Source organism: Streptomyces sp. NPDC026589, assembly GCF_040638385.1.
Lineage (GTDB): Bacteria > Actinomycetota > Actinomycetes > Streptomycetales > Streptomycetaceae > Streptomyces.
In genome coordinates, this window is the sequence record NZ_JBEZYG010000006.1 from 173,965 (window position 1) to 194,786 (window position 20,822).

Annotated in this window: 17 protein-coding genes; 6 read left to right on the forward strand and 11 right to left on the reverse strand. The window is 70.0% G+C overall.

Going from position 1 to position 20,822, the window contains the following annotated elements; translation table 11 throughout:
* Positions 1-44: 44 nt before the first annotated feature.
* Positions 45-896, forward strand: coding sequence for an ABC transporter ATP-binding protein (locus AB0F29_RS12710; protein WP_361871144.1), 852 nt, complete (start codon positions 45-47; stop codon positions 894-896).
* An 80-nt stretch (positions 897-976) separates the two neighbouring features.
* Positions 977-2,002, forward strand: coding sequence for an iron-siderophore ABC transporter substrate-binding protein (locus tag AB0F29_RS12715; RefSeq protein ID WP_361870772.1), 1,026 nt, complete (start codon positions 977-979; stop codon positions 2,000-2,002).
* A 121-nt stretch (positions 2,003-2,123) separates the two neighbouring features.
* Here the strand turns inward: AB0F29_RS12715 and AB0F29_RS12720 are convergent, their stop codons facing one another.
* The 3 genes from AB0F29_RS12720 to AB0F29_RS12730 all read right to left on the reverse strand — a co-directional run bounded on the left by AB0F29_RS12720 (position 2,124) and on the right by AB0F29_RS12730 (position 5,039).
* The gene (locus AB0F29_RS12720; protein ID WP_361870775.1) at positions 2,124-2,744 is read right to left on the reverse strand and encodes a YceI family protein; all 621 of its coding nucleotides are present in this window, start codon (positions 2,742-2,744) and stop codon (positions 2,124-2,126) included.
* Between the two features lie 238 nt (positions 2,745-2,982).
* The gene (locus AB0F29_RS12725) at positions 2,983-4,146 is read right to left on the reverse strand and encodes a DNA gyrase subunit B (protein WP_361870777.1); all 1,164 of its coding nucleotides are present in this window, start codon (positions 4,144-4,146) and stop codon (positions 2,983-2,985) included.
* Positions 4,147-4,532: 386 nt separating this feature from the next.
* Positions 4,533-5,039, reverse strand: coding sequence for a DinB family protein (locus AB0F29_RS12730; RefSeq protein ID WP_361870778.1), 507 nt, complete (start codon positions 5,037-5,039; stop codon positions 4,533-4,535).
* Positions 5,040-5,279: 240 nt separating this feature from the next.
* On the opposite strand from AB0F29_RS12730, the gene AB0F29_RS12735 reads away from it, so the two are divergent.
* Positions 5,280-5,804, forward strand: coding sequence for a hypothetical protein (locus AB0F29_RS12735; protein ID WP_361870781.1), 525 nt, complete (start codon positions 5,280-5,282; stop codon positions 5,802-5,804).
* 92 nt (positions 5,805-5,896) lie between these two features.
* On the opposite strand, the gene AB0F29_RS12740 is transcribed toward AB0F29_RS12735, so the two are convergent.
* Together AB0F29_RS12740 and AB0F29_RS12745 are read right to left on the reverse strand one after the other, a co-directional pair.
* Positions 5,897-6,592 carry a peptidoglycan-binding domain-containing protein gene (locus AB0F29_RS12740; protein ID WP_361870783.1) on the reverse strand — a complete coding sequence of 232 codons (696 nt, stop codon included), beginning with the start codon at positions 6,590-6,592 and terminating at the stop codon, positions 5,897-5,899.
* Positions 6,593-6,747: 155 nt separating this feature from the next.
* On the reverse strand, positions 6,748-7,959 hold the full coding sequence (locus AB0F29_RS12745; protein WP_361871145.1) for a glycoside hydrolase family 64 protein: 1,212 nt from the start codon (positions 7,957-7,959) through the stop codon (positions 6,748-6,750).
* A 377-nt stretch (positions 7,960-8,336) separates the two neighbouring features.
* Here AB0F29_RS12745 and AB0F29_RS12750 point away from each other — a divergent pair, with 377 nt between their 5' ends.
* The 3 genes from AB0F29_RS12750 to AB0F29_RS12760 all read left to right on the forward strand — a co-directional run bounded on the left by AB0F29_RS12750 (position 8,337) and on the right by AB0F29_RS12760 (position 14,326).
* Complete coding sequence (locus AB0F29_RS12750) at positions 8,337-12,203, forward strand: endo-alpha-N-acetylgalactosaminidase family protein (RefSeq protein ID WP_361870785.1); 3,867 nt, start codon at positions 8,337-8,339, stop codon at positions 12,201-12,203.
* A gap of 264 nt (positions 12,204-12,467) precedes the next feature.
* Entirely contained in the window at positions 12,468-14,051 is a 1,584-nt protein-coding gene (locus AB0F29_RS12755) for an acyl-CoA carboxylase subunit beta (RefSeq protein ID WP_361870788.1), read from the forward strand.
* A gap of 71 nt (positions 14,052-14,122) precedes the next feature.
* Positions 14,123-14,326, forward strand: a complete 204-nt coding sequence (locus tag AB0F29_RS12760) for an acyl-CoA carboxylase subunit epsilon (protein ID WP_361870790.1) — start codon at positions 14,123-14,125, stop codon at positions 14,324-14,326.
* Between the two features lie 73 nt (positions 14,327-14,399).
* Here AB0F29_RS12760 and AB0F29_RS12765 read toward each other — a convergent pair whose 3' ends face one another.
* The 6 genes from AB0F29_RS12765 to AB0F29_RS12790 form a co-directional block, all read right to left on the reverse strand.
* A complete protein-coding gene (locus tag AB0F29_RS12765; protein ID WP_014048542.1) occupies positions 14,400-14,981 on the reverse strand; it encodes an ATP/GTP-binding protein in 582 nt (193 codons plus the stop codon).
* Positions 14,962-15,630, reverse strand: coding sequence for a DUF742 domain-containing protein (locus AB0F29_RS12770; protein ID WP_361870793.1), 669 nt, complete (start codon positions 15,628-15,630; stop codon positions 14,962-14,964). The genes AB0F29_RS12765 and AB0F29_RS12770 overlap by 20 nt, the downstream gene beginning before the upstream one ends.
* A 90-nt stretch (positions 15,631-15,720) precedes the next feature.
* Positions 15,721-16,134, reverse strand: a complete 414-nt coding sequence (locus tag AB0F29_RS12775; RefSeq protein WP_006127847.1) for a roadblock/LC7 domain-containing protein — start codon at positions 16,132-16,134, stop codon at positions 15,721-15,723.
* Between the two features lie 10 nt (positions 16,135-16,144).
* Entirely contained in the window at positions 16,145-19,384 is a 3,240-nt protein-coding gene (locus AB0F29_RS12780) for a nitrate- and nitrite sensing domain-containing protein (protein ID WP_361870796.1), read from the reverse strand.
* 361 nt (positions 19,385-19,745) lie between these two features.
* Positions 19,746-20,327, reverse strand: a complete 582-nt coding sequence (locus AB0F29_RS12785; protein ID WP_003966011.1) for an ATP/GTP-binding protein — start codon at positions 20,325-20,327, stop codon at positions 19,746-19,748.
* Positions 20,308-20,715, reverse strand: a complete 408-nt coding sequence (locus AB0F29_RS12790; protein ID WP_003966010.1) for a DUF742 domain-containing protein — start codon at positions 20,713-20,715, stop codon at positions 20,308-20,310. Before AB0F29_RS12790 ends, AB0F29_RS12785 begins: the two co-directional genes overlap by 20 nt.
* Between the last annotated feature and the right edge of the window lie 107 nt (positions 20,716-20,822).

Below are 20,822 nucleotides of genomic sequence, written 5' to 3' on the forward strand. Positions count from 1 at the left end.
ACATGGTGACGTGTCAGCAGGACATGGTGACGTGTCAGCAGGACATGGCGACGTACCGACAGGACGACGAAAGGCGTGGCCCCCTCGTGGCCGATCACACTCTGGAAGCCCGGGACGTCCGGCTCGGCTACGGCGAACGCGAGATCGTCCCGGGCCTGAGCGTGGCGGTGCCGCCCGGCCGGATCACCGTCATCGTCGGCCCCAACGCCTGTGGGAAGTCGACGCTGTTGCGGGCGATGGCCCGGCTGCTGGCCCCGACCGCCGGGGCGGTGCTCCTGAACGGCCGGTCCATCCAGGAGATGCCGACCAAGGAGGTCGCCGCCGTGCTCGGCATCCTGCCGCAGAGCCCGACGGCCCCCGAGGGCATCACCGTCTCCGACCTGGTCGGACGAGGCCGCTACCCGCACCAGGGCTGGTTCCGACGCTGGAGCGCCGAGGACGACGAGGCCGTCGCGCGAGCCCTGCTGTCGACCGACGTTCTCGAACTCGCCGACCGGTCGGTGGACGAGCTGTCCGGTGGTCAGCGTCAGCGGGTGTGGATCGCGATGGCGCTCGCCCAGCGCACGGACATCCTGCTGCTCGACGAGCCGACGACCTTCCTGGACGCCAGCCACCAGCTGGACGTCCTGGACCTGCTCACCGACCTCAACCACGAGCAGGGCGTCACCATGGTGGCCGTGCTGCACGACCTGAACCTGGCCTGCCGGTACGCGGACCACATGATCGCTATGAAGGCGGGGCGGATCGTCGCGGAGGGCCGGCCGGTCGACATCGTGACGGAGGAGCTGGTCGGCGAGGTCTTCGGGATGCGCTGCTCGGTGATCGAGGATCCGGCGTCGGCCACCCCGATGGTCGTGCCGCTGGGCCGCCACCATGTGAAGGGCCCGGCCGCCTGAGACGCGGCACCCGGGTGGCCGTTACCGGGAAGGCCAACCCGATGGCACCGTTGTCATTAGGTGAGGCTAACCTAAAGGGCATGAACGCTTCCGCTCCCCGGGCCCGGCGCCCCCGCCGCACCCCCCTCCTCGCGGTCGGCGCTGTCGCCGTCCTGCTCGTCGGTCTCTCGGCCTGTGGCTCGTCGGACGGTTCCGACAGCTCCGCCTCCCCCGCCTCCGAAGGGGCCTCCGCGGGCGCCTTCCCCGCGAAGGTGGCGACGAAGTTCGGCGAGGTCACCGTCGACAAGCAGCCCAAGCGCATCGTCGCGCTCGGCTGGGGCGACGCCGAGACCGTGCTCGCGCTCGGCGGCCAGCCGGTCGGGGCCAGCGACTGGCTGCCGTTCGGCGGCGAGGGCGTCGGCCCGTGGGCCAAGGGCATGTACGACGAGAAGCCGGAGCTGATCGGCACGATGGAGCCGGAGTTCGAGAAGATCGCCTCACTCCAGCCGGACCTGATCCTGGACACCAAGTCCAGTGGCGACCAGACGCGTTACGACACCCTGAAGAAGATCGCCCCGACCGTCGGCGTGCCGAAGGGCGGCGACCAGTACAAGCTCTCGTGGGAGCAGCAGACCACGATGATCGCCGCCGCCATGGGCGTACCGGACAAGGGCGAGAAGCTGATCGCGGAGACCGAGAGGAAGTTCGAGGCCGCCGCGAAGGCCCACCCCGAGTTCAAGGGCAAGACCATCACGGTCGGCTCGCGTACCTCCGAGGGCTTCGGTGTCTACGTCGGTGGCACCGGGCGCGTCGACTTCGTCGAGCGGCTCGGCTTCGAGAACAGCCCGAAGGCGGAGGCCCAGGCCGGCGAGGGCTTCTCCGTGTCCGTCTCCAAGGAGAACCTGGACCTGCTCGACGCCGACCTCACGGTCATGGCGCCCATCGGCATTCCGGCCACCGACATCAGCGGCGACCCGCTGTACAAGGCTGTCCCGTCGGTCAAGGCGGGCAACGACATCGTCTTCGACGACCAGGACATCTCGCAGGCGTTCGCCACGGACTCGGTCCTGTCCGTCTCGTACGCGCTGGAGAAGGTCGTCCCGCTCTTCGCGGAGAAGGTCGCGTAGAAGGTCGCGGAGCAGCACCGAACGTACCGCGCGCCCCGTCCCCGGGAGAACCGGGTGCGGGGCGCCGCTGTGTACGGGCGGACGCGCTCGGCGGCCGGTCGTGTCCGGCCGCGCCGGGGCGTCAGGCCGCCGGGGCCGCGGCCTTGATCGCGGAGATGTCGAAGGTCAGCTTCACCTTGTCGCTCACCATCACGCCGCCGGTCTCCAGCGCCGCGTTCCAGGTCAGGCCCCAGTCGGAGCGCAGGATGTCCGCGCTGCCCTCGAAGCCGACGCGCTCGTTGCCGTAGACGTCGGTGGCGGAGCCGTTGAACTCCAGGTCGATGGAGAGGGGGCGCGTGACGTCCTTGATGGTCAGGTCGCCGGTGATCCGGTACGCCTCGCCGCCCAGCTGCTCGGCCTTCGTCGAGCGGAACGTCATCAGGGGGAACTTCTCGGCGTCGAAGAAGTCGCCGTTGACCAGGTGGCCGTCGCGGTCGGCGATGCCGGTGTCGACACTGGCGATCTTCACGTCGATGGAGGCGGCGGAGTTCGCCGGGTCCGTGCCGTCCACCACCAGGGTGCCCTCGTGCTCGCCGAAGGAGCCGCGCACGTTCGTGACCATCGCGTGGCGCACGGTGAAGCCGATGCTGCTGTGCGAGGGGTCGATGGTGTACGTGCCGGTCAGGGCGGCCAGCGCCGGGTCCACCGCGGGAGCCTCGGTGACGGTGGGGGCGGCGGTCGTCTTGCGGGTGAACAGAGCCATGGCTCCTCCTCGGGGATGCGCTACGGGGGACGGATCGAGCGGTGCTGAAGGTGTTGTTCAACCTTCAACGAGTTCGACTGTAACCCTATCTAGTTCAAAGTTCAACATCTGGGGTACGGGCATCCGCGTGCGCGGGCAGGGCTGAGCGCCGCACCGGCCGGACAGGCCGCCTGCGGCGCTCAGCTGACTTCAGGCACGCGAACCCGTTCGCGCCGCCGCGCACGGCTCTGCGGGCTGTTCAGTCCCGGTGACCGGTCCGGAGGATCCGGTCGACGATCTGCGCGGCGCGCTGCGGCTGCTCGTCGAACCATCGGCCGAGGTGTTCGCGGACAGCCTCCCCGACACAGCCGCGCACCTCGGTGTTGCCCAGCAACTCGCGCGTGGCGCCGAGGTATTCGGGATGGTCGAGTTTCACCGACACGACTGCCGTGAGGCCGTCGCCGATCCGGTCGGCCCGGGGAGCGCCGTTCCCTGCCGGCAGCCCTCGTTCACGCGCGTACGCGGTGACCGCCGCCGCCACTCCGTCCCGGAAGCCGTCCACGTGCGAGCCTCCCTGGCGAGTGGCCCGGCTGTTGGTGAAGCCGCGTACGTGCTCCGGGTGGGAGCCGCTCCACAACAGGGCCACCTCCATCGTCCCCGCCATCCGCGGATCCTCGTGCTCGAAGCCGATGACGTCCGGAGGGAGGAAGGTCCCGGTCTCCGCGTCGAGGGCGGCCACGAAGTCCCGCACGCCGTCCGGAAACCGGAAGCTGACCGCCCGGGGGCCGCCCGCCGGGCGCTCGTCGGTCAACGAGATCCCCAGGCCCCGGTTGAGGTAGGACACCTGCCGGAAACGCTCCGCCAGCACGGCGAACGAGTACCGCGTCGTCTCGAAGAGTCCCGCGTCGGGCCAGAAGGCGATGACCGTCCCGCTTCCGGCCGTCGGCCCCGTGGCGACGGGCCGGGCGGCCGCGACGCCGCGCGCGTACTCCTGGACCCGACGCGTCCCCCCGTGCCGCACCTCGGCCGTCAGCCTGCTCGACAGAACGTTGGGCACGAAGAGCCCCGCACGGTTGACGGGGCTCAGGTGTGCGATGTGCCGACCACCGCGTTCGGCGGCGGGCATACCGGTCAGCAGCGCTTCGAGACCGCCGCCGCTGTCCGCGTCGGCCCCGAAGGGAACCTCAGGTCCGTCGTCGGCGACCCGCACTCCGCCGTCCTGGGTCAGCGTGACGTCGACGGAGCCGCCTTCGCGGCCGGCCAGGACACGGTTCACGGACCAGCCCACGGCCTGGAACACCAACTCGTGCAGCCCGCGTTCGCCCGTCGAGCCAACCCACATGCCGGGCCGCTTCCGAATGCCTTCCCGTCCCTCCAGCGCCTCGATCCCGACACCGCCGTACCCCATCCTCTTCCCACTCACGAAGGCCCCTCCCATGGTGCTCGGTAGATGTCCGCAGCCTATGCAGAATCCATGAAAACACCAGGTCAGAGGCGTTTTGGCGAAGCTGTGAGCGGGTGGGTGGGAGCGTGCCGGGAAGCAGTCGGCCAGGCGGGCCGCGGACCGTGCCCGGAACGCGGCCGCGGCCCCGCCGAAGCCGCGTACGCCCCCACTCCGGGCACCCCTGAGGCCTCTCGTTCCATCTTCGGGCGGACGGATGGGCGGACGGGCGGGCATCGAAGCTCGACCCGGTGGACCACCGGGCGCGCATGGACCGCCGCGAGGCGCCGTGCCGTAGCGACGAGACACGGTGAGCAAGCTCGCGGGTCGATGCAAACGGCTGAGCCCGCTCGGGTGGCGCGCGGCAACTACCTGCCGATGGAACCGTCGGCCTGCTCGCGGAGGATGTCGGCGTGACCCGCGTGGCGAGCCGTCTCTTCGATCATGTGTATCAGGACCCATCGCATCGATCGCACGACGGCCGCCTTGCCGCCCGATCGAGCACACGGCTGACTCAAGTCGTCACAGTGCTCGATGATCTCGTTGGACCGCTCGATGGCGCGGCGATAAGCGGCGAGGAGACCGGCCGCGCTGTCCGTCTCGGCGAGATCCATGCCGAAGTCCGGATGCTCGATATCGGCACCCTCGAAGGCCCAGGTGAACCAGTAGAGCTCCGCCGCGGTCAGGTGCTTGACCAGGCCGAGAACACTGGTCCCCGACGGCACGCCGGGTGTACGTCCCTGCCTGGCGTCAAGGCCCCGCGCCTTTGAGATCACCGCGTCGCGGACGTAGTCCAAGAAGGCGAGCAGCGTCGCCCTCTCGTCGGAGCCACTGTCGGGCGGGCCCACGTCGGGGCGTAGTTGTATCTCTGTCATCGGGGAACGTTAACGTGATCCACTGGCTCGCTGTGCGAGTATCCGGTCGGCCGGCGGGGGCGGCCGTGACACCCGGTCGCGGTGACGCGGGGCCCGCCACCCCCGGATGCCCCCAGAGGCCGAGGTGTCGCGCCCTCTGGCGGACGCGCGTAGAACTCGGGCACTATCTCCCTGCCCGGCGCGCGTGGCCCCGTGCCCGCAAGCCCACTGATTCGTCATGAGCAGGAGGAATCCCCCCCCATGGTGACCCGTCCACGACTCCGCTCCGCCCTCACCGCCCTGGCCCTCGTCCTCGGCGCCCTCTTCGCGCCCGGCATCGGCGCTCTCGGCAGCGGCGCCACCGAGGCGCACGCCGTGACCAAGCTGACCCACGCGCAGGCGACCTCCCGGTTCAGCTCGTCCGGGGTGACCTGGTCGTCCTCCGGTGGCTGCTCCAACCGGAACGTCCCCACGTGCACGTCCTTCGACCAGCTCATGCTGACGAGCGCCCAGGGTGCGCAGACCCTCAAGAGCGCCACCGGCTGCGCGCTCAACATCACCGGTGGTACGGAGACCGGGCACGCCGGCGGCACGTACTCCCACTGGAACGGCTACAAGCTCGACTTCGGCAAGAGCACCTGTCTGAACAACTACGTCACCGGCACCTTCACCTACATCGGCACGCGGGGCGACGGCGCGCGCCAGTACCGGTCCGGCTCCGGCAACATCTACGCGGACGAGGGCAACCACTGGGACGTGACGTACTACAACTGCGGCGGCTGCTGACGGCAAAAGCCCAGGGGTCGCCCCCACCGGGGCGACCCCCACCGCCACATGGAACCGGGTATTCCGGTGTTGCGGGACAGGGCCTTCCGGCCCTACGGGATCGGGTCGGCGTCCGGGCCCTCCTGCTCCAGCAGGTCCCGGGCGAAGTCCTCCCACTGCGCGTACCGGTCCGGGTGCGCGGACCGCTGGACCGCCTGGCACACGTCGCCGGGCTCCATCGACTCCCAGCCGTCGATCTGGAGCAGCCCCGGATTGGCGCTCGGCGAAGGCAGCCCGTAGAAGGACTTCGACGCGGTCGGCACATGGGTGATCTGTGCCGGCGTGCCCCAGCCCATGCTGGGACGCTGCTGGAAGACGCCGAGCGAGTCATGGTCGACCGGAGACGTGTAGTTGACGAACTTCGACTCCTGCATGGCCGTCATCAGCGCGATGACCTGGGCCTCCTCGGGAAGCTCCGCCCCCTTCCCGACGCCGATGACCGTCCGGGCGTGGGCGAGCTGCTCCGGGCCGAGGTCGGCCGCGGCGGCGAAGAACACGCGCAGCTCGCTGTCCGGGGCCGACCTGAGCAGCTGCGCGGTGGCGGTGTCCACCCGGCCGGTCGCGGGCAGGCCGTAGCTCTGCTGGAAGGCGCGCAGGCCGTGCGCCCCGGGGGCCTGCGGGGCCTGCGGGGCCTGCGGGGCGGGGGAGGGCGGTGGGGCGGGGGCGGCGTGCGCCGGAGCCGCTGCGGTGAGCAGGAATCCGGCGGCGACGGCCGCGAGCACGCGGCGGGGGAGTCGGTTCGTTCGCATACGGAACGGTCCCGAGGTACCGGAACGAAGTCAAGAACGCCACACACCATGTCAATTGATGATGTATCGGATGGCCCGAAGGTGTCGGTCGGGCAGGAGTGTGCCCCCGCCCGAAGGGACAGGGGGCGGGGGCACACATGCCTACCGGGCGGGCGTCAGGAGCCCACGCTCACCGTGAAGCGGCGCGGGTTCCCGTCGTGCGCAGCGCCCGAGACGTCCGGCTCGCCGTCCGGGCGGACGTCGTCGTAGGGGAACGCGTAACCGATCGGGCTGTTCGCGTGGACCACCCGGGACCAGTGGTTGGTGACCGTTCCCTTGTAGTAGTCCGCCGTCGACGTCCCGTTCGGCTGGCTCGGGTGACTCAGCATGATCGAGCGGTTGAAGCCCGCCGCCAGCCGGGCCAGGATCGCCTTCTTGTCGTCGGAGTCGCCCGGGTTGTTGGTGAACGGGCCGTGGTTGCAGGTGAAGATGTCCTTCGTCTGCGGCTTGACGAAGGTGTGGCCGCCCTCGAAGGTCAGCGTGTCCCCGCTGACCCGGCCGGCCAGCGTGCCCCGGCCGCCCTGGAGGTCGATGCGCAGGTCCTCGGAGCGGTACTTCTCCCAGACCTCGTCGATCTGCGCGGTGAACAGGTCCCGGAACGGCATCTCGGCGGGCCGGTCGAAGTACGGGGCCATGACGTTCTGCGGCGAGACGACCCGCAGGACGCCGCCGTCGTCGCTCCGGGTGATCAGCTTGTCCCACGGCTGCCCGTCGGCGGCGGCCTGGGCGGTGAGGTCGTCCGCGATCCGCTGCACCGCTCCCTCCGGGTGCGGCGCGACCACGTGCGTCCCGTCGCCCTCCAGCGTGATCCCGATCGGAAGGGCGGTGATCAGGTCCACGTAGCTGATGTTGGAGTACAGCTGCTCCGTGTTGAAGGTGAACTCGCAGAACGACCAGGTGCGCCCGTAATTGGGGTCCGTGGGCGTCGCGAAGGCGGGCTCCACCAGCGAGGGGCCCGGGTTGAGGTAGAAGTCCAGCTTGTCGTCGCGGACGAAGTAGACCCGCGCCCCGTACATCTGCGGCAGGGTCAGCACGACCGGACCCGCGCCCGCGCCCTTGAGCGGGATCGCGCAGTCGACGGGCAGCGGCGTCTGCGGAGCGCCGGGCGAATCGGGGCGGTAGACGCCGCCGTCCGGCTTGAGCAGCACCCAGCGGTCGGTGCCCAGCTCGTGGCCGGTCACATACGCGTGCACCGTGCCCGGCAACGACTTGTTCTCCAGGGCCAGTTCGCAGGTCGCGGGGGCCGCGGAGGCGCGGGGGCTCAGAGCGGTGCCCCAGGCGGGGTACGTGAGCGCCGCGGCCGAGGCGGCGGCGCCGGTCAGGAACATTCGGCGTGAGATCACGAGGGGACTCCCGAGGTGGTGGGGGGCCGCAGGCGGGTGGTGGGGGGTGGCGCGGGACCGTGGGGGTGCCTGCGGTGCGCACCACTCTCGCGAGGCGCGGAACGAGCGTCAAGACTTGTGACTGAGAGCGCTCTCAAAAATGCCGAGTCTTCACAACTCGACGCCCCGAAGCGGTACTTGCCGGAACCGAGCGGGTGCGAACCGTGACCGCCCGGAGGTGCCGACGGCCAAGAGGTGAACGAGGTCCCGGCCTGCCCCGCACCGTCCTGACTTGGACTAACGCACCGGGGTTGTTGGACGGAGTCGGCCCCCGGAGCCGAAGTTCGTTGACGATGTCCGGACACGGCGACTACTCAGGGGCCATGTCGCCAAGATTCCCTCGCCCCGGCCTGATCGCCGCGGCCTCAGCAGCCGTCCTGGCGCTCAACGGGACCGCCCTCCCCGCCGCAGCCGCCGATCCGTCCCCCGCCCCGGCCGGGACGGGGGAGTCCGCCGACTCCTCCGTCATCGGATCCGACCGGCTCGCCGTCGCCGTCGCCGACGACTTCCCCCGCGTCCTGTCGTACACCGACCGGGCGAGCGGCGAGCAGCTGCTCGGCAGCGTCCGGCCGGTCACCGCCGTCACCCTCAACGGGACCGCCCGTCCGGTGAAGCTCAAGGGCAAGCCGAAGGTCACCCGCTCCGCCGCCCGCTACACGCTCGCCTTCGACTCCCTGCCGGGCGTCGAGATCGACGCCTCGCTCACCGTCTCCGGGCGGGCCACCACGTTCCGGGTGACCGCCGTCCGCGACACCGCGGCCTTCCGGGTCGGGACCATCGACATTCCCGGGCACGACCTGATCTCGGTCGGCTCCGCCGAGGCCGGGGCCGCCACCGCGTTCACGAAGCTCGACCCGGACTCCACCCGCACCGCCGACGTCTTCGCGAGGATCACCGGGGAGACGAAGCCCGACTCCGCGCCCGTCGGGGCCAGTTACGCGATCCTCAACAACGGCTCGCTCGCCGCGGCGATCGAGTCCAACTCCTCGTACGACAAGCCCGCCGGGGCCACCGGCGGCGACGACGCCCGCTTCTGGCACCAGGCGCGCACCGAGGAGGGCGGCGTCCGGGTCGGCGTCTGGTCCGGCCAGTGGACCTACCGGGGCGAGGGCGCGCCGAAGCCCGAGAGCGGCGAGAACCTGCCGTGGGCCAAGGTCGTCGTCACCCCCGACGCCAACGGCGACCAGGCCGTCGACTGGCAGGACGGGGCCGTCGCCTTCCGCACCATCGGCGTCACCGCGCCGGGCAGCGAGGACACCGCGAAGCGGGTCGTCACCCACATCCCGTTCAACTTCGCCAGCCAGGCCACCCACCCGTTCCTGCGCACCCTCGACGACGTCAAGCGGATCTCGAAGACCACCGACGGCCTCGGCCAGCTCGCCGTCCTCAAGGGGTACGGCTCCGAGGGCCACGACTCCGCCCACCCGGACTACGGCGGCAACTACAACAAGCGGGCCGGAGGGCTGAAGGACCTCAACACCCTGCTCAAGGACGGCGAGAAGTGGGGCGCCGACTTCGGCGTCCATGTGAACGCCACCGAGTCCTACCCGGAGGCCAAGGCCTTCTCCGAGCAGCTCGTCGACAAGACGAAGCCCGGCTGGAACTGGCTCAACCAGAGCTACTACATCGACCAGCGCCGCGACATCAACAGCGGCGACCTGGCCAAGCGCTTCCAGCAACTGCGCGACGAGACCGACGAGAACCTCGACTTCCTCTACATCGACGTCTACTACAGCCACGGCTGGATCGCCGACAAGACGATCCAGGCCGTACAGAAGCAGGGCTGGACCGTAGGCACCGAGTGGGCCGACAAGTTCGAACGCGCCTCGCTCTGGTCGCACTGGGCCAACGACCTCAACTACGGCGGGGCCACCAACAAGGGCCTGAACTCGCAGATCATCCGGTTCATCCGCAACGGCGAGAAGGACATCTGGAACAACCACCCGGTCCTCGGCCAGACCGCCCTGGAGGACTTCGAGGGCTGGACCGGCGAGACCGACTGGAACGCCTTCACCGCCAACATCTGGCAGAAGAACCTGCCCGCGAAGTACCTCCAGCAGCAGCGGATCACCCGCTGGGACGGCAACGACATCACCTTCACCGGCGGGGTGCGCGGCACGGTCGAGGACGGGAAGCGGACCTTCTACGACCAGGGCCGCAAGGTGCTCAGCGGCACCGACTACCTGCTGCCGTGGGACGGCGGCAAGAAGCTCTACCACTACAGCGAGACCGGTGCCACCAGCAGCTGGGAGGTGCCCGGCAAGGGTCCGTACACCGTCTACGAGCTGTCCGACAACGGCCGGAAGAAGGTCGCCACCGTCCGCCCGGCGAACGGGAGGATCACCCTCACCGCCACCGCCGGACAGGCCTACGTCCTCTACCCCGACCGTGCGCCGAAGGAGAAGGAGGCCGCCTGGGGGAAGGGGACCGGGCTGAAGGACCCCGGCTTCAACGACCGTGGCCTGAAGGGCTGGACGAAGACCGGTACCGCCGCCCGTGACACCGACGAGCAGGGCCGCAACAGCGCCGAGCTCTCCGGATCGGGCCCGGCCGCGCTCTCCCAGACCGTCACCGGACTCAAGCCCGGCAAGCGCTACACCGCCTCCGCCCTGATCGAGGTCGAGCCCGGCGCGAGCCGTCGTACGGTGTTGAGCGCGGGCGGGAAGGCGGTCGCCGTCGAGCGCTCCACAGCGAAGGACCACGTCGCCGCTTCCGACTGGCACGGCACCTCCTTCCAGCGCGCCAAGGTCAACTTCACCGCCCCCGCGAACGGTCGCACCACCCTCCGCATCGAGGCGGCGGCGGACTCCACGGCGAAGGTCCGCGCCGATGACGTACGGATCGTCGAGAACGCCCCCGCGACCCGCACCGGCACGGTGGCGTACGAGGACTTCGAGGCCGTCGACCAGGGCTGGGGCCCCTTCCTCAAGGGCGACGCGGGCGGCTCCACCGACCCCCGCACCAGCATTTCGCAGCTCCACGCCCCGTACACCCAGTCCGGCTGGAACGGGAAGCTCATCGACGACGTGCTCGGCGGGAAGGAGTCCCTCAAGGCCCACGAGGAGAACACCGGGCTCGTCTACCGCACCGCCCCCTGGACCGTCCCGCTGAAGGACGGACACCGGTACGAGATCGCGTTCGACTACCAGTCCAGCCACGCCGGGGCCTACAGCTGGGTGGAGGGCTACGACCGGGCCGCCGACGGCGAGGCCGCCTCGACCGAGACCCGGGCCACCCCGATCGGGCAGCAGCGCACCACCGGGAAGTTCAGCCGGACGCTCACCGCGGGCTGCGGCGACACCTGGACCGGGCTGCGGAAGCTGCCCGGAGCACCCGAGGGCGCGGACTTCGTGCTCGACGGCTTCACCGTGACCGACCTCGGACCGGCCCCCGCCGGACAGGAGGCGGTCTGCGGCAGGCTCGGCGTGGCCGCCGACGCCGAGACGCTGGAGCCGGGAGCCCCGAACACGGTGAAGGCGACCTTCGGCAACGACGAGGCGAGCGCCGCCACCGGCGTGCAGCTCGCACTGACCGTGCCCGAGGGCTGGAGGGCCGAACCCGTGGGCGCGGTCGCCTTCGACTCGGTCGCCCCGGGCGCGAAGGCCACCGGCAGCTGGCGGGTCACCCCGCCGGTCGACGCCCCCTACGACACGTACGCGCTGGACGCGAAGGCCACGTACACCGTCGGGGGAGCAGCCAGGACGCTCGGCGCGGGAACCTCCGTCCGTACGCTTCCGCCGCCGCCCACCGCGGACAGCTGGGCCGGCGACCTCGACTGGACCGCCTCGCAGAACGGCTGGGGCCCGGTCGAACGCGACCGCTCCAACGGAGAGTCCGGGGCCGGTGACGGCGGCCCCCTGAAGATCGGCGGCGTCGCCTACGCCAAGGGCCTGGGCACGCACGCCCCGGCGAAGATCCGGTACTACCTGGGCGGGAAGTGCACCTCCTTCACCGCCGAGGTGGGCGTGGACGACGTCCAGACCACCCGGGGCAGTGTGCGGTTCTCGGTCACCGCGGACGGCACGGAGAAGGCGGCGTCACCGGTGCTGGGGGCGGCCGACCCCGCCTGGAAGCTCACCGCCGACGTCACCGGCGCGAAGTACGTCGAGCTGATCGTCCAGGACAGCGGCGACGGCAACGGCAACGACCACGCCGATTGGGGCGATGCCCGCTTCCACTGCGGAGGCTGACCGCCGTCCGCCCGGCTCCCCGGGCACGGTGAACGGCAGAGGTCATCTGCCGCGTCATACTGAGGGGGCCCTTGCGGGCCCCCTCAGAGCATGTGGCCCACGGCACACCCTCCGCTTGTGGAGTCTTCACAACCGAAAGCGGCGTTTCGCTGGTGGATCGCGCGCACGGCGATCTGGTTCTGTTCACTCCCACCACGAAACCGGGCAGGAGACTGTACGGAGTCGACGGCACGATTTCTGGGTCGGTGTTCGTAGGGTCAGTACATGACCGTTGTGGACGAGACCCAGGGCGAGCCGAGCGACGCCCGAGGCCGGGTGGCCGAACTGCTGGCCCTGCGCGAGCAGGCGCGGCGCGGACCGAGCGAGCGGGCGACCGAGGCGCAGCACGCCAAAGGGAAGCTGACCGCCCGGGAGCGGATCGAGCTGCTGCTCGATCCGGGTTCGTTCAAGGAGGTCGAGCAGCTGCGCCGGCACCGGGCGACCGGTTTCGGCCTGGAGGCGAAGAAGCCGTACACCGACGGTGTCATCACCGGCTGGGGCACGGTCGAGGGCCGCACGGTCTTCGTCTACGCGCACGACTTCCGGATCTTCGGCGGGGCGCTGGGCGAGGCGCACGCCACGAAGATCCACAAGATCATGGACATGGCCATCTCGGCCGGTGCTCCGCTGGTGTCGCTGAACGACGGCGCCGGGGCCCGTATCCAGGAGGGCGTCTCGGCGCTCGCCGGCTACGGCGGCATCTTCCAGCGCAACACCCGCGCGTCCGGTGTGATCCCGCAGATCAGCGTGATGCTCGGCCCGTGCGCGGGCGGCGCGGCCTACAGCCCCGCGCTGACCGACTTCGTGTTCATGGTCCGTGAGACCTCGCAGATGTTCATCACCGGACCGGACGTCGTGAAAGCGGTCACCGGCGAGGAGATCACCCAGAACGGACTCGGCGGCGCGGACGTGCACGCCGAGACCTCGGGCGTCGCGCACTTCGCGTACGACGACGAGGAGACCTGCATCGCCGATGTCCGCTACCTCATCGGGATGCTGCCCTCCAACAACCGCGAGAACCCGCCGACCGTCGACAGCGACGACCCCGCCGACCGGCGCGGCGACGTCCTGCTGGACCTCGTCCCGGCCGACGGCAACCGCCCGTACGACATGCACAAGGTGATCGAGGAGCTCGTCGACGACGGCGACTACCTGGAGATCCACGAGCGCTGGGCCCGCAACATCATCTGCGCGATGGCCCGCCTGGACGGCCAGGTCGTCGGCATCGTCGCCAACCAGCCGCAGTCACTGGCGGGCGTGCTGGACATCGAGGCCTCCGAGAAGGCCGCGCGTTTCGTCCAGATGTGCGACGCTTTCAACATCCCGATCATCACTCTTCTGGACGTCCCCGGCTTCCTGCCGGGCGTGGACCAGGAGCACGGTGGGATCATCCGCCACGGAGCGAAGCTGCTCTACGCCTACTGCAACGCCACCGTGCCGCGGATCTCCCTGATCCTGCGGAAGGCCTACGGAGGCGCGTACATCGTCATGGACTCCCAGTCCATCGGGGCCGACCTCACCTACGCCTGGCCCACCAACGAGATCGCGGTGATGGGCGCCGAGGGCGCGGCCAACGTCATCTTCCGCCGGCAGATCGCCGACGCCGAGGACCCCGAAGCCATGCGCACCCGCATGGTCAAGGAGTACAAGGCCGAGCTGATGCACCCCTACTACGCGGCCGAGCGCGGCCTCGTCGACGACGTCATCGACCCCGCCGAGACCCGCGAGGTGCTCATCGCCTCGCTCGCCATGCTCCGCAACAAGCACGCCGACCTGCCGTCCCGCAAGCACGGCAACCCCCCGCAGTAGTCCTCCTCCGCAGCGGCGCGATCCGCCGCACGGTCCACGACATCCTGCCGAGAAGACGGAGACACCCCACCATGAGCCCGACGTCCGCCGAGTCCGTCCTGCGCGTCGAGAAGGGTCACGCCGACCCCGAGGAGCTGGCGGCCATCACCGCCGTCCTGATGGCCCGCGCCGCCGCCCAGCCCACCGCCCCCGCCCACCGCGGCCGTGACACCGCCGGCTGGCGGCGCCTGGAGCGCACGCCCGGCTTCCGCGCCCCGCACAGCTGGCAGGGCTGACCCCCTCGGGACCGTACGTGGAAGGGCCCCGCACTCCGAGGAGTGCGGGGCCCTTCCACGTACGACCGGTGTCCTAGCGCAGCCGCGCCATCAGGGCGTGCTCGACCAGCGTGATGAGCGCGCTCTTGGCGTCCGCGCGGTGCCGGGCGTCCGTCGTCAGGATCGGGGTGTCCGGTCCGATCTGGAGTGCTTCGCGTACTTCGTCGGGGGTGTAGGGCTGGTGTCCGTCGAAGCCGTTGAGGGCGATGACGAAGGGGAGCCCGCTGTTCTCGAAGTAGTCGACGGCGGGGAAGCAGTCGGCGAGGCGGCGGGTGTCGACGAGGACGACGGCGCCGATGGCGCCGCGGACCAGGTCGTCCCACATGAACCAGAAGCGGTCCTGGCCGGGTGTGCCGAAGAGGTACAGGATCAGGTCCTGGTCCAGGGTGATGCGTCCGAAGTCCATGGCCACCGTCGTGGTGGTCTTGTCCCCGGTGTGGGTCAGGTCGTCGATGCCCGCCGAGGCGGACGTCATCACGGCTTCGGTGCGCAGCGGGTTGATCTCCGAAACGGCACCGACAAACGTGGTCTTACCCACGCCGAAGCCCCCTGCCACCACGATCTTCGCCGAGGTAGTGGAGCGGGCCGCTCCGCCGCTAGAGCTTGCGAAGTCCACTGAGCACCCTTTCGAGCAGTGTCACATCTGGCTGGCCGCCGGCGGCCTCGTCGCCGCCGGGCTGATGAATAGCGACGAGCCCGGCCTCGGCCAGGTCGGCGACGAGGATCCGGGCAACGCCGAGGGGGATCGAGCAAAGGGCCGAGATCTCGGCCACCGACTTGATCTCGATGCAGAGCCGGCAGATCCGCTGGTGCTCGGGCAACTGCCCTTGCAGCCGGGACAGATCGGCCGTGGTGCTGACCAGCGCCTCGATGGCGAGCTGGTAACGCGGTCGGGTCCGGCCGCCGGTCATGGCGTACGGACGGACCAGCGGGTTGTGCGCGGCGGGCTGGGCGGGCTCGTGAGCCCGCCGCTGCTGCACCGGCTGACTACGCGGCTGCTGGGGTGCGTCGTACCGCTGGGGCTGCTGCGGCTGCTGCGGCTGCTGCGGCCACCCCGCCCCCGGCTGCTGCTGCGGGGGCCACTCGGACCCCTGCGCGCCGTGAGTACCCTGCTGCTGCTGGTGGTGCTGCGGCTCCTGGTATGGCTGGTACTGGCCTGGGCCCTGTCCACCAGATGCGGCAGGGAAGCCGAAACGGTTGTCACCGTGCTCACCCGGAACCCTCTGGTCACCGTTGTAGGGGTGCCCGCCTGTGGGTGCTGCCACGTTTCCTCCTCCGACTGCCGGTCACCGATCCCAGTGGGGCCGCGCCACCGCACTTTATGGCGCGGTGGCGAGAAACGCACTGTCTGTCTGCTAGTTAAGAAGACTTCCCTGGAGTTCGGCGCGGAGGTCCGGAGTCAGGACACTGCCCGCACGGTCCACGAGAAGGGCCATTTCATACCCAACCAGACCGATATCGGCGTCCGGGTGGGCCAGAACAGCGAGTGAGGATCCGTCGGAGATGGACATGATGAAGAGGAATCCACGCTCCATCTCCACAACGGTCTGATTCACGGCGCCGCCCTCGAAGATCCGCGAGGCGCCCGCGGTCAGCGACGTCAGACCGGAGGCGACGGCCGCCAGCTGGTCGGCACGGTCGCGCGGGAAACCCTCGGACATCGCCAGCAGGAGTCCGTCGGCGGAGACCACCACCGTGTGCGACACCCCGGGGGTGTTGTCCACGAAATTGGTGATCAACCAGTTGAGATTCTGCGCCGCCTGGCTCATCGGGCTCACACTAACGCTCCTGGTGGTAGGTGGTACTGGTGTCCGAACCCTCGCTGCGTCCCCGCAGGATCCCCCGCCGCAGGTTGCTCAACCTGCCCCGGACGTCCTCGGGCGCGCGGGAGACCTGTGGGCCGCCCTGCTGGGTCTGCTCCGCCGTGCCCTCGACCAAGTTGGCCTTGGGCACGCGCCGGGGGAGGCCGGAGGGGGTGATTCCGCCGGCCTTCGGCTCACGGAGCTTCTCGGCCCGCTCCCAGCGCTCGTCGTTCGTCGAGCGCCAGTCGTCGGTGCCGTCCCCGTCCGCCTGCGGGTCCTGCCGCTGTTCCTGCTGCGGCGGGGGCCCCGGAGTCGGATCGGGCTGGTCGTTGCCGCGGCCGCCGGGGCCGGGCTGCCAGTGCTGCTGAGCGCCGCGGCGCGGCAGACCGGCTTCGGTCAGCTCGTGGCCGACGTTCGGGGTGGGCCCCGGACGGTCGAAGCCTACGCGCTCCGAAGGCTCTGCGGGCGTGCTCGGAACAGATTCCGATTCGGCGGGCGCGATCGGCTCATAAGTGTTCTGGAAACCACTCTGAACAGGCCAATCATCCTGGTGGGACTGGTCCGGCGAAGCCGCGTACGGGTCGGCGTACGGAGCCTGCTGCGCCTGCTGATCGGCATATGCCGATTCCGGATAACCGTCTCCCGGGTGCTGCTGCGCCTGCTGATCCCGCTGCTGCGCGTAACCGTCCCCGGCACCGTACTGCTGCTGGTACGTCTCCTGGTACGGCTGCTGCGCCTGCTGCTGCCCGAACTGGTCCTGGCCGTAGCGATCGCCGGCGTAACCCTGTTGCTGCTGACCGCCGTGCGGTTCGCCCGCGTACGGCTCCTGCGCGTAGCCCTGCTGTTCCCGGGAGTTGTCGCCGAACGGGCCGCCCGGGCCCGCCTGGGCCTCCAGGGCAGCCCTGCGCTCCTCGCGCATCAGCGAGCGGTTGACCGGGTCCAGCTGACCCGGGTCCGCCGGGGCCTCGTAGCGCGAGTCGTCGAAGCCGAGCTCCGCCGCCGTGCGCATCGGGGCCTGCTGCGGCGCCGGCTCGAAGGCCGGCTGCTGCTGCTCGGGGATGATCGAGGAGACGGTGAAGTCGTCCTGACCGGAGCCCGGTTCGCCACCGCCACCGTGGGTGATGGCGTCCGGCAGCATGACCAGCGAGGTGGTCCCGGCCTGCTCGCCCGAGGGGCGCAACTGGACCCGGATCCCGTGCCGGTCGGCCAGCCGGCCGACCACGAACAGGCCCATGCGCTGCGACACCGCGGCGTCCACGGTCGGCGGGTTGGCCAGCTTGTGGTTGATGTCGGCGAAGTCCTCGGCGGTGAGGCCGATGCCCTTGTCGTGGATCTCGACCATGACCCGGCCGTCGGGCAGCCGGGTCGCGGTGACCTTGACCTTCGTCTGCGGCGAGGAGAACGTGGTGGCGTTCTCCAGCAGCTCGGCCAGCAGGTGCACGAGGTCGGTGACGGCCTGGCCGTGGATCTCGCTCTCCGGTACGCCCGTCAGCTGGATGCGCTCGTAGGACTCCACCTCGGAGGAGGCGGCCCGCAGGACGTCCACCAGGGGAACCGGCTGGTTCCAGCGGCGGCCGGGCTCCTCGCCCGCGAGGACGAGGAGGTTCTCACCGTTGCGGCGCATACGGGTGGCCAGGTGGTCCAGCTTGAAGAGGCTCTCCAGCTGGTCCGGATCGGCCTCGTTGTTCTCCAGGTCGGTGATGAGGGTCAGCTGTCCCTCGATGAGCGACTGGTTGCGGCGCGAGAGGTTCGTGAAGATCGCGTTGACGTTGCCCCGCAGCATGGCCTGCTCGGCGGCGAGCCGGACGGCCTCGCGGTGCACCTGGTCGAAGGCGCGGGCGACCTCGCCGATCTCGTCCTGCGTGGTGATCGGGATCGGCTGCACCCGGGTGTCGACCCGGCCCGGGTCGGTGCGCGAGAGCTGGTCGACGAGGGAGGGCAGCCGCTGCTCGGCAATGGAGAAGGCGGCGGTACGCAGCCGGCGCATGGAGCGGCTCATCTGGCGGGCCATGAGCCCGGCCAGGATGAAGGCGGCCAGCAGCGCGATGACGACGATGAGGCCGTTGACGATGGCGTCGGTCTTGGCGTCGGAGGAGATGCTCGCGGCCTCGTCCACCGCCTTGGCGACCAGCTCGTCCTCGACGGTGGCGTACCCCTCGAACTTCGCGGTCGCCGCGGCCATCCAGGTCGCGGGCGTGATGCCCTTGGCCGCCAGCTCCTCGGGGTCCTGCCCGCGGCCGATCTCCCGGGCCATGCCGTCGAAGACCGAGCCGTCGATGCTCGGCGGGGCGACGAAGGGCTCACCGGCGGCCTCGGCTTGCTCCTTGGCCGCCTTGAGCTGCTTGGCGCCGTCGGCCGCCTTGCCGGCCATGACCTGTTTGAGCCGGTCGACGTCGTCCTGGGTGCCCCCGGAATTGAACTCGCCCAGCGCGATCTGCTCCAGGTAGTTGTACGAGCCGAAGGCCTTGACCTGTTCGTCGTAGGTACTGGGCTTCTTGCTCGGGCGCACCAGAAGGTGCATGCCGATCGAGCGCTGAAGCGATTCTGCAGCCTTGGACAGCTCGATCGCGTAGACCGTACGGCCGTAACTGGTGATGTTGCCGGTGCCGAGGCCGAGCTCGTTGGCGAACTGCATGAGCGAGTGCTGGACCTCGGTGTAGCCCTCTTCGGTCTTCACCGGGTCCAGGGCACCCGCGTAGGCGGCTTTGCGAAGCTCGGGGAGTTTGGGCTCCTCGGCCTTGAAGAGCTTCAGACGGCGCTCCAGGCCCGGCTTCGCGGGCATCCCCTTCACCGCGTCGTCGAACTTCCGCGCGGCTTCGTCCGTGGTGGCCCGGGTCTGTTCGACCACATCGGCGTCACGTTCGCCCGAGAGCAGCGGCTCGGCGGTGAGGTCCCGCTCGTTCAGGAGCGCCTGTCCGTAGTCGGACGCGGCGCGCACGACGACCGCGGTCTTCTCCGCGTCCTGCGCCTCGCTCCAGGTGTCGATGGAGCCCTTCACCTGGAAGCCGCCCATGACGAGGCCGACCAGCACCGGGATCAGGAGGATCGCGTTCAGCCGGGTGGCCACCCGCCAGTTGCGCGGGGACATCCGGCTGGTGCTGCCATCACCGGTGGGCTCCGTGCCGGGCCCGTCCGCGGGGGACGGCACAGCGCGCGACGGCGGGGTGAAGTTGCCCCGCTCGGGCTGCGCCGCGGAGCCCTCGTTGCTTCGCCTCACTCGACCAACAACCTCTCGGCGTCGGCACCTACGCTGTGCCGGATTATTCGTTCAGGGCGGTCCTACTGGGGAGTTCGTCGAATTGCAGCACGGGGACCGGTCCCGTTCCAAACAGTCGGAACCAGCGATTCCGAGTGGCCCATACCTCAGATAAAACGGGCATAAAGAACGAGCCCCGTCAAAAGGCGGGGCTCATGTGAGCGCAGTGGCACCGAATGGATGCGTCGGGTGGCGGCGTGGAGTCAATTCTCTCTCGAAACGTTATGAACACGGGGGCGGATCGTGTCAAACGACACAGGCCGCCCCCGTGTGACTACGGCAACTTCCGTATGCCGATATCGACTTGTGCTTGGGGGAAGAACTACTTCAGGCGTGCCATCAGCGCGTGCTCGACGAGGGTGATCAGGCCGCTCTTGGCGTCGGCCCGGTGCCGGGCGTCCGTCGTGATGATGGGGGCGTCGGGTCCGATCTGGAGTGCTTCGCGTACTTCGTCGGGGGTGTAGGGCTGGTGTCCGTCGAAGCCGTTGAGGGCGATGACGAAGGGGAGCCCGCTGTTCTCGAAGTAGTCGACGGCGGGGAAGCAGTCGGCGAGGCGGCGGGTGTCGACGAGGACGACGGCGCCGATGGCGCCGCGGACCAGGTCGTCCCACATGAACCAGAAGCGGTCCTGGCCGGGTGTGCCGAAGAGGTACAGGATCAGGTCCTGGTCCAGGGTGATGCGTCCGAAGTCCATGGCCACCGTCGTGGTGGTCTTGTCCCCGGTGTGGGTCAGGTCGTCGATGCCCGCCGAGGCGGACGTCATCACGGCTTCGGTGCGCAGCGGGTTGATCTCCGAAACGGCACCGACAAACGTGGTCTTACCCACGCCGAAGCCGCCCGCCACCACGATCTTCGCCGAGGTGGTGGCGCGGCCCGTACCGCCGCTAGAGCTTGCGAAGTCCACTGAGCACCCTTTCGAGCAGTGTCACATCCGGCGCGCCGCCGGCCTCTCCGTTGCCCGGCTGGTGGATGGCCACCATGCCGGCTTCCGCCAGGTCCGCCACCAGGATCCGGGCGACGCCGAGCGGCATCGACAGCAGCGCCGACACCTCCGCCACCGACTTGACCTCACGGCAGAGGTGGCAGATCCGCTGGTGCTCGGGGAGCAGGGTCCCCAGGTGCGCGGGGTCTGCCGTCGTGCTGACCAGTGCCTCTATCGCGAGCTGGTAGCGCGGCCGGGTCCGGCCGCCGGTCATGGCATAAGGACGAACCAGCGGCTGGTCGCCTTCCCCGTCGTACGACGCGTGGTGCAGTGCGCCGTACGGATCGGGTGAGGCGGGTGGCGGGGTCATGAATCCTCCGGGCGTGACAGCAGGTTCTCGGCTTGCCGTCTGCAAGGGGCCGGTGAGGGGACTAAAGCGGCCTGACGGGTGAGGGTTATGGGCATTACCTGGGGGGA

Excerpts from the sequence above, each read along its gene's own strand:
- AB0F29_RS12720 (WP_361870775.1), bottom strand. The coding sequence starts at position 2,744 with ATGGCTCTGTTCACCCGCAAGACGACCGCCGCCCCCACCGTCACCGAG.
- AB0F29_RS12710 (WP_361871144.1), top strand. The coding sequence starts at position 45 with ATGGCGACGTACCGACAGGACGACGAAAGGCGTGGCCCCCTCGTGGCC.
- AB0F29_RS12740 (WP_361870783.1), bottom strand. The coding sequence starts at position 6,592 with ATGCGAACGAACCGACTCCCCCGCCGCGTGCTCGCGGCCGTCGCCGCC.
- AB0F29_RS12790 (WP_003966010.1), bottom strand. The coding sequence starts at position 20,715 with ATGACCCCGCCACCCGCCTCACCCGATCCGTACGGCGCACTGCACCAC.
- AB0F29_RS12730 (WP_361870778.1), bottom strand. The coding sequence starts at position 5,039 with ATGACAGAGATACAACTACGCCCCGACGTGGGCCCGCCCGACAGTGGC.
- AB0F29_RS12775 (WP_006127847.1), bottom strand. The coding sequence starts at position 16,134 with ATGAGCCAGGCGGCGCAGAATCTCAACTGGTTGATCACCAATTTCGTG.
- AB0F29_RS12745 (WP_361871145.1), bottom strand. The coding sequence starts at position 7,959 with ATGTTCCTGACCGGCGCCGCCGCCTCGGCCGCGGCGCTCACGTACCCC.
- AB0F29_RS12750 (WP_361870785.1), top strand. The coding sequence starts at position 8,337 with ATGTCGCCAAGATTCCCTCGCCCCGGCCTGATCGCCGCGGCCTCAGCA.
- AB0F29_RS12755 (WP_361870788.1), top strand. The coding sequence starts at position 12,468 with ATGACCGTTGTGGACGAGACCCAGGGCGAGCCGAGCGACGCCCGAGGC.
- AB0F29_RS12735 (WP_361870781.1), top strand. The coding sequence starts at position 5,280 with ATGGTGACCCGTCCACGACTCCGCTCCGCCCTCACCGCCCTGGCCCTC.
- AB0F29_RS12715 (WP_361870772.1), top strand. The coding sequence starts at position 977 with ATGAACGCTTCCGCTCCCCGGGCCCGGCGCCCCCGCCGCACCCCCCTC.
- AB0F29_RS12760 (WP_361870790.1), top strand. The coding sequence starts at position 14,123 with ATGAGCCCGACGTCCGCCGAGTCCGTCCTGCGCGTCGAGAAGGGTCAC.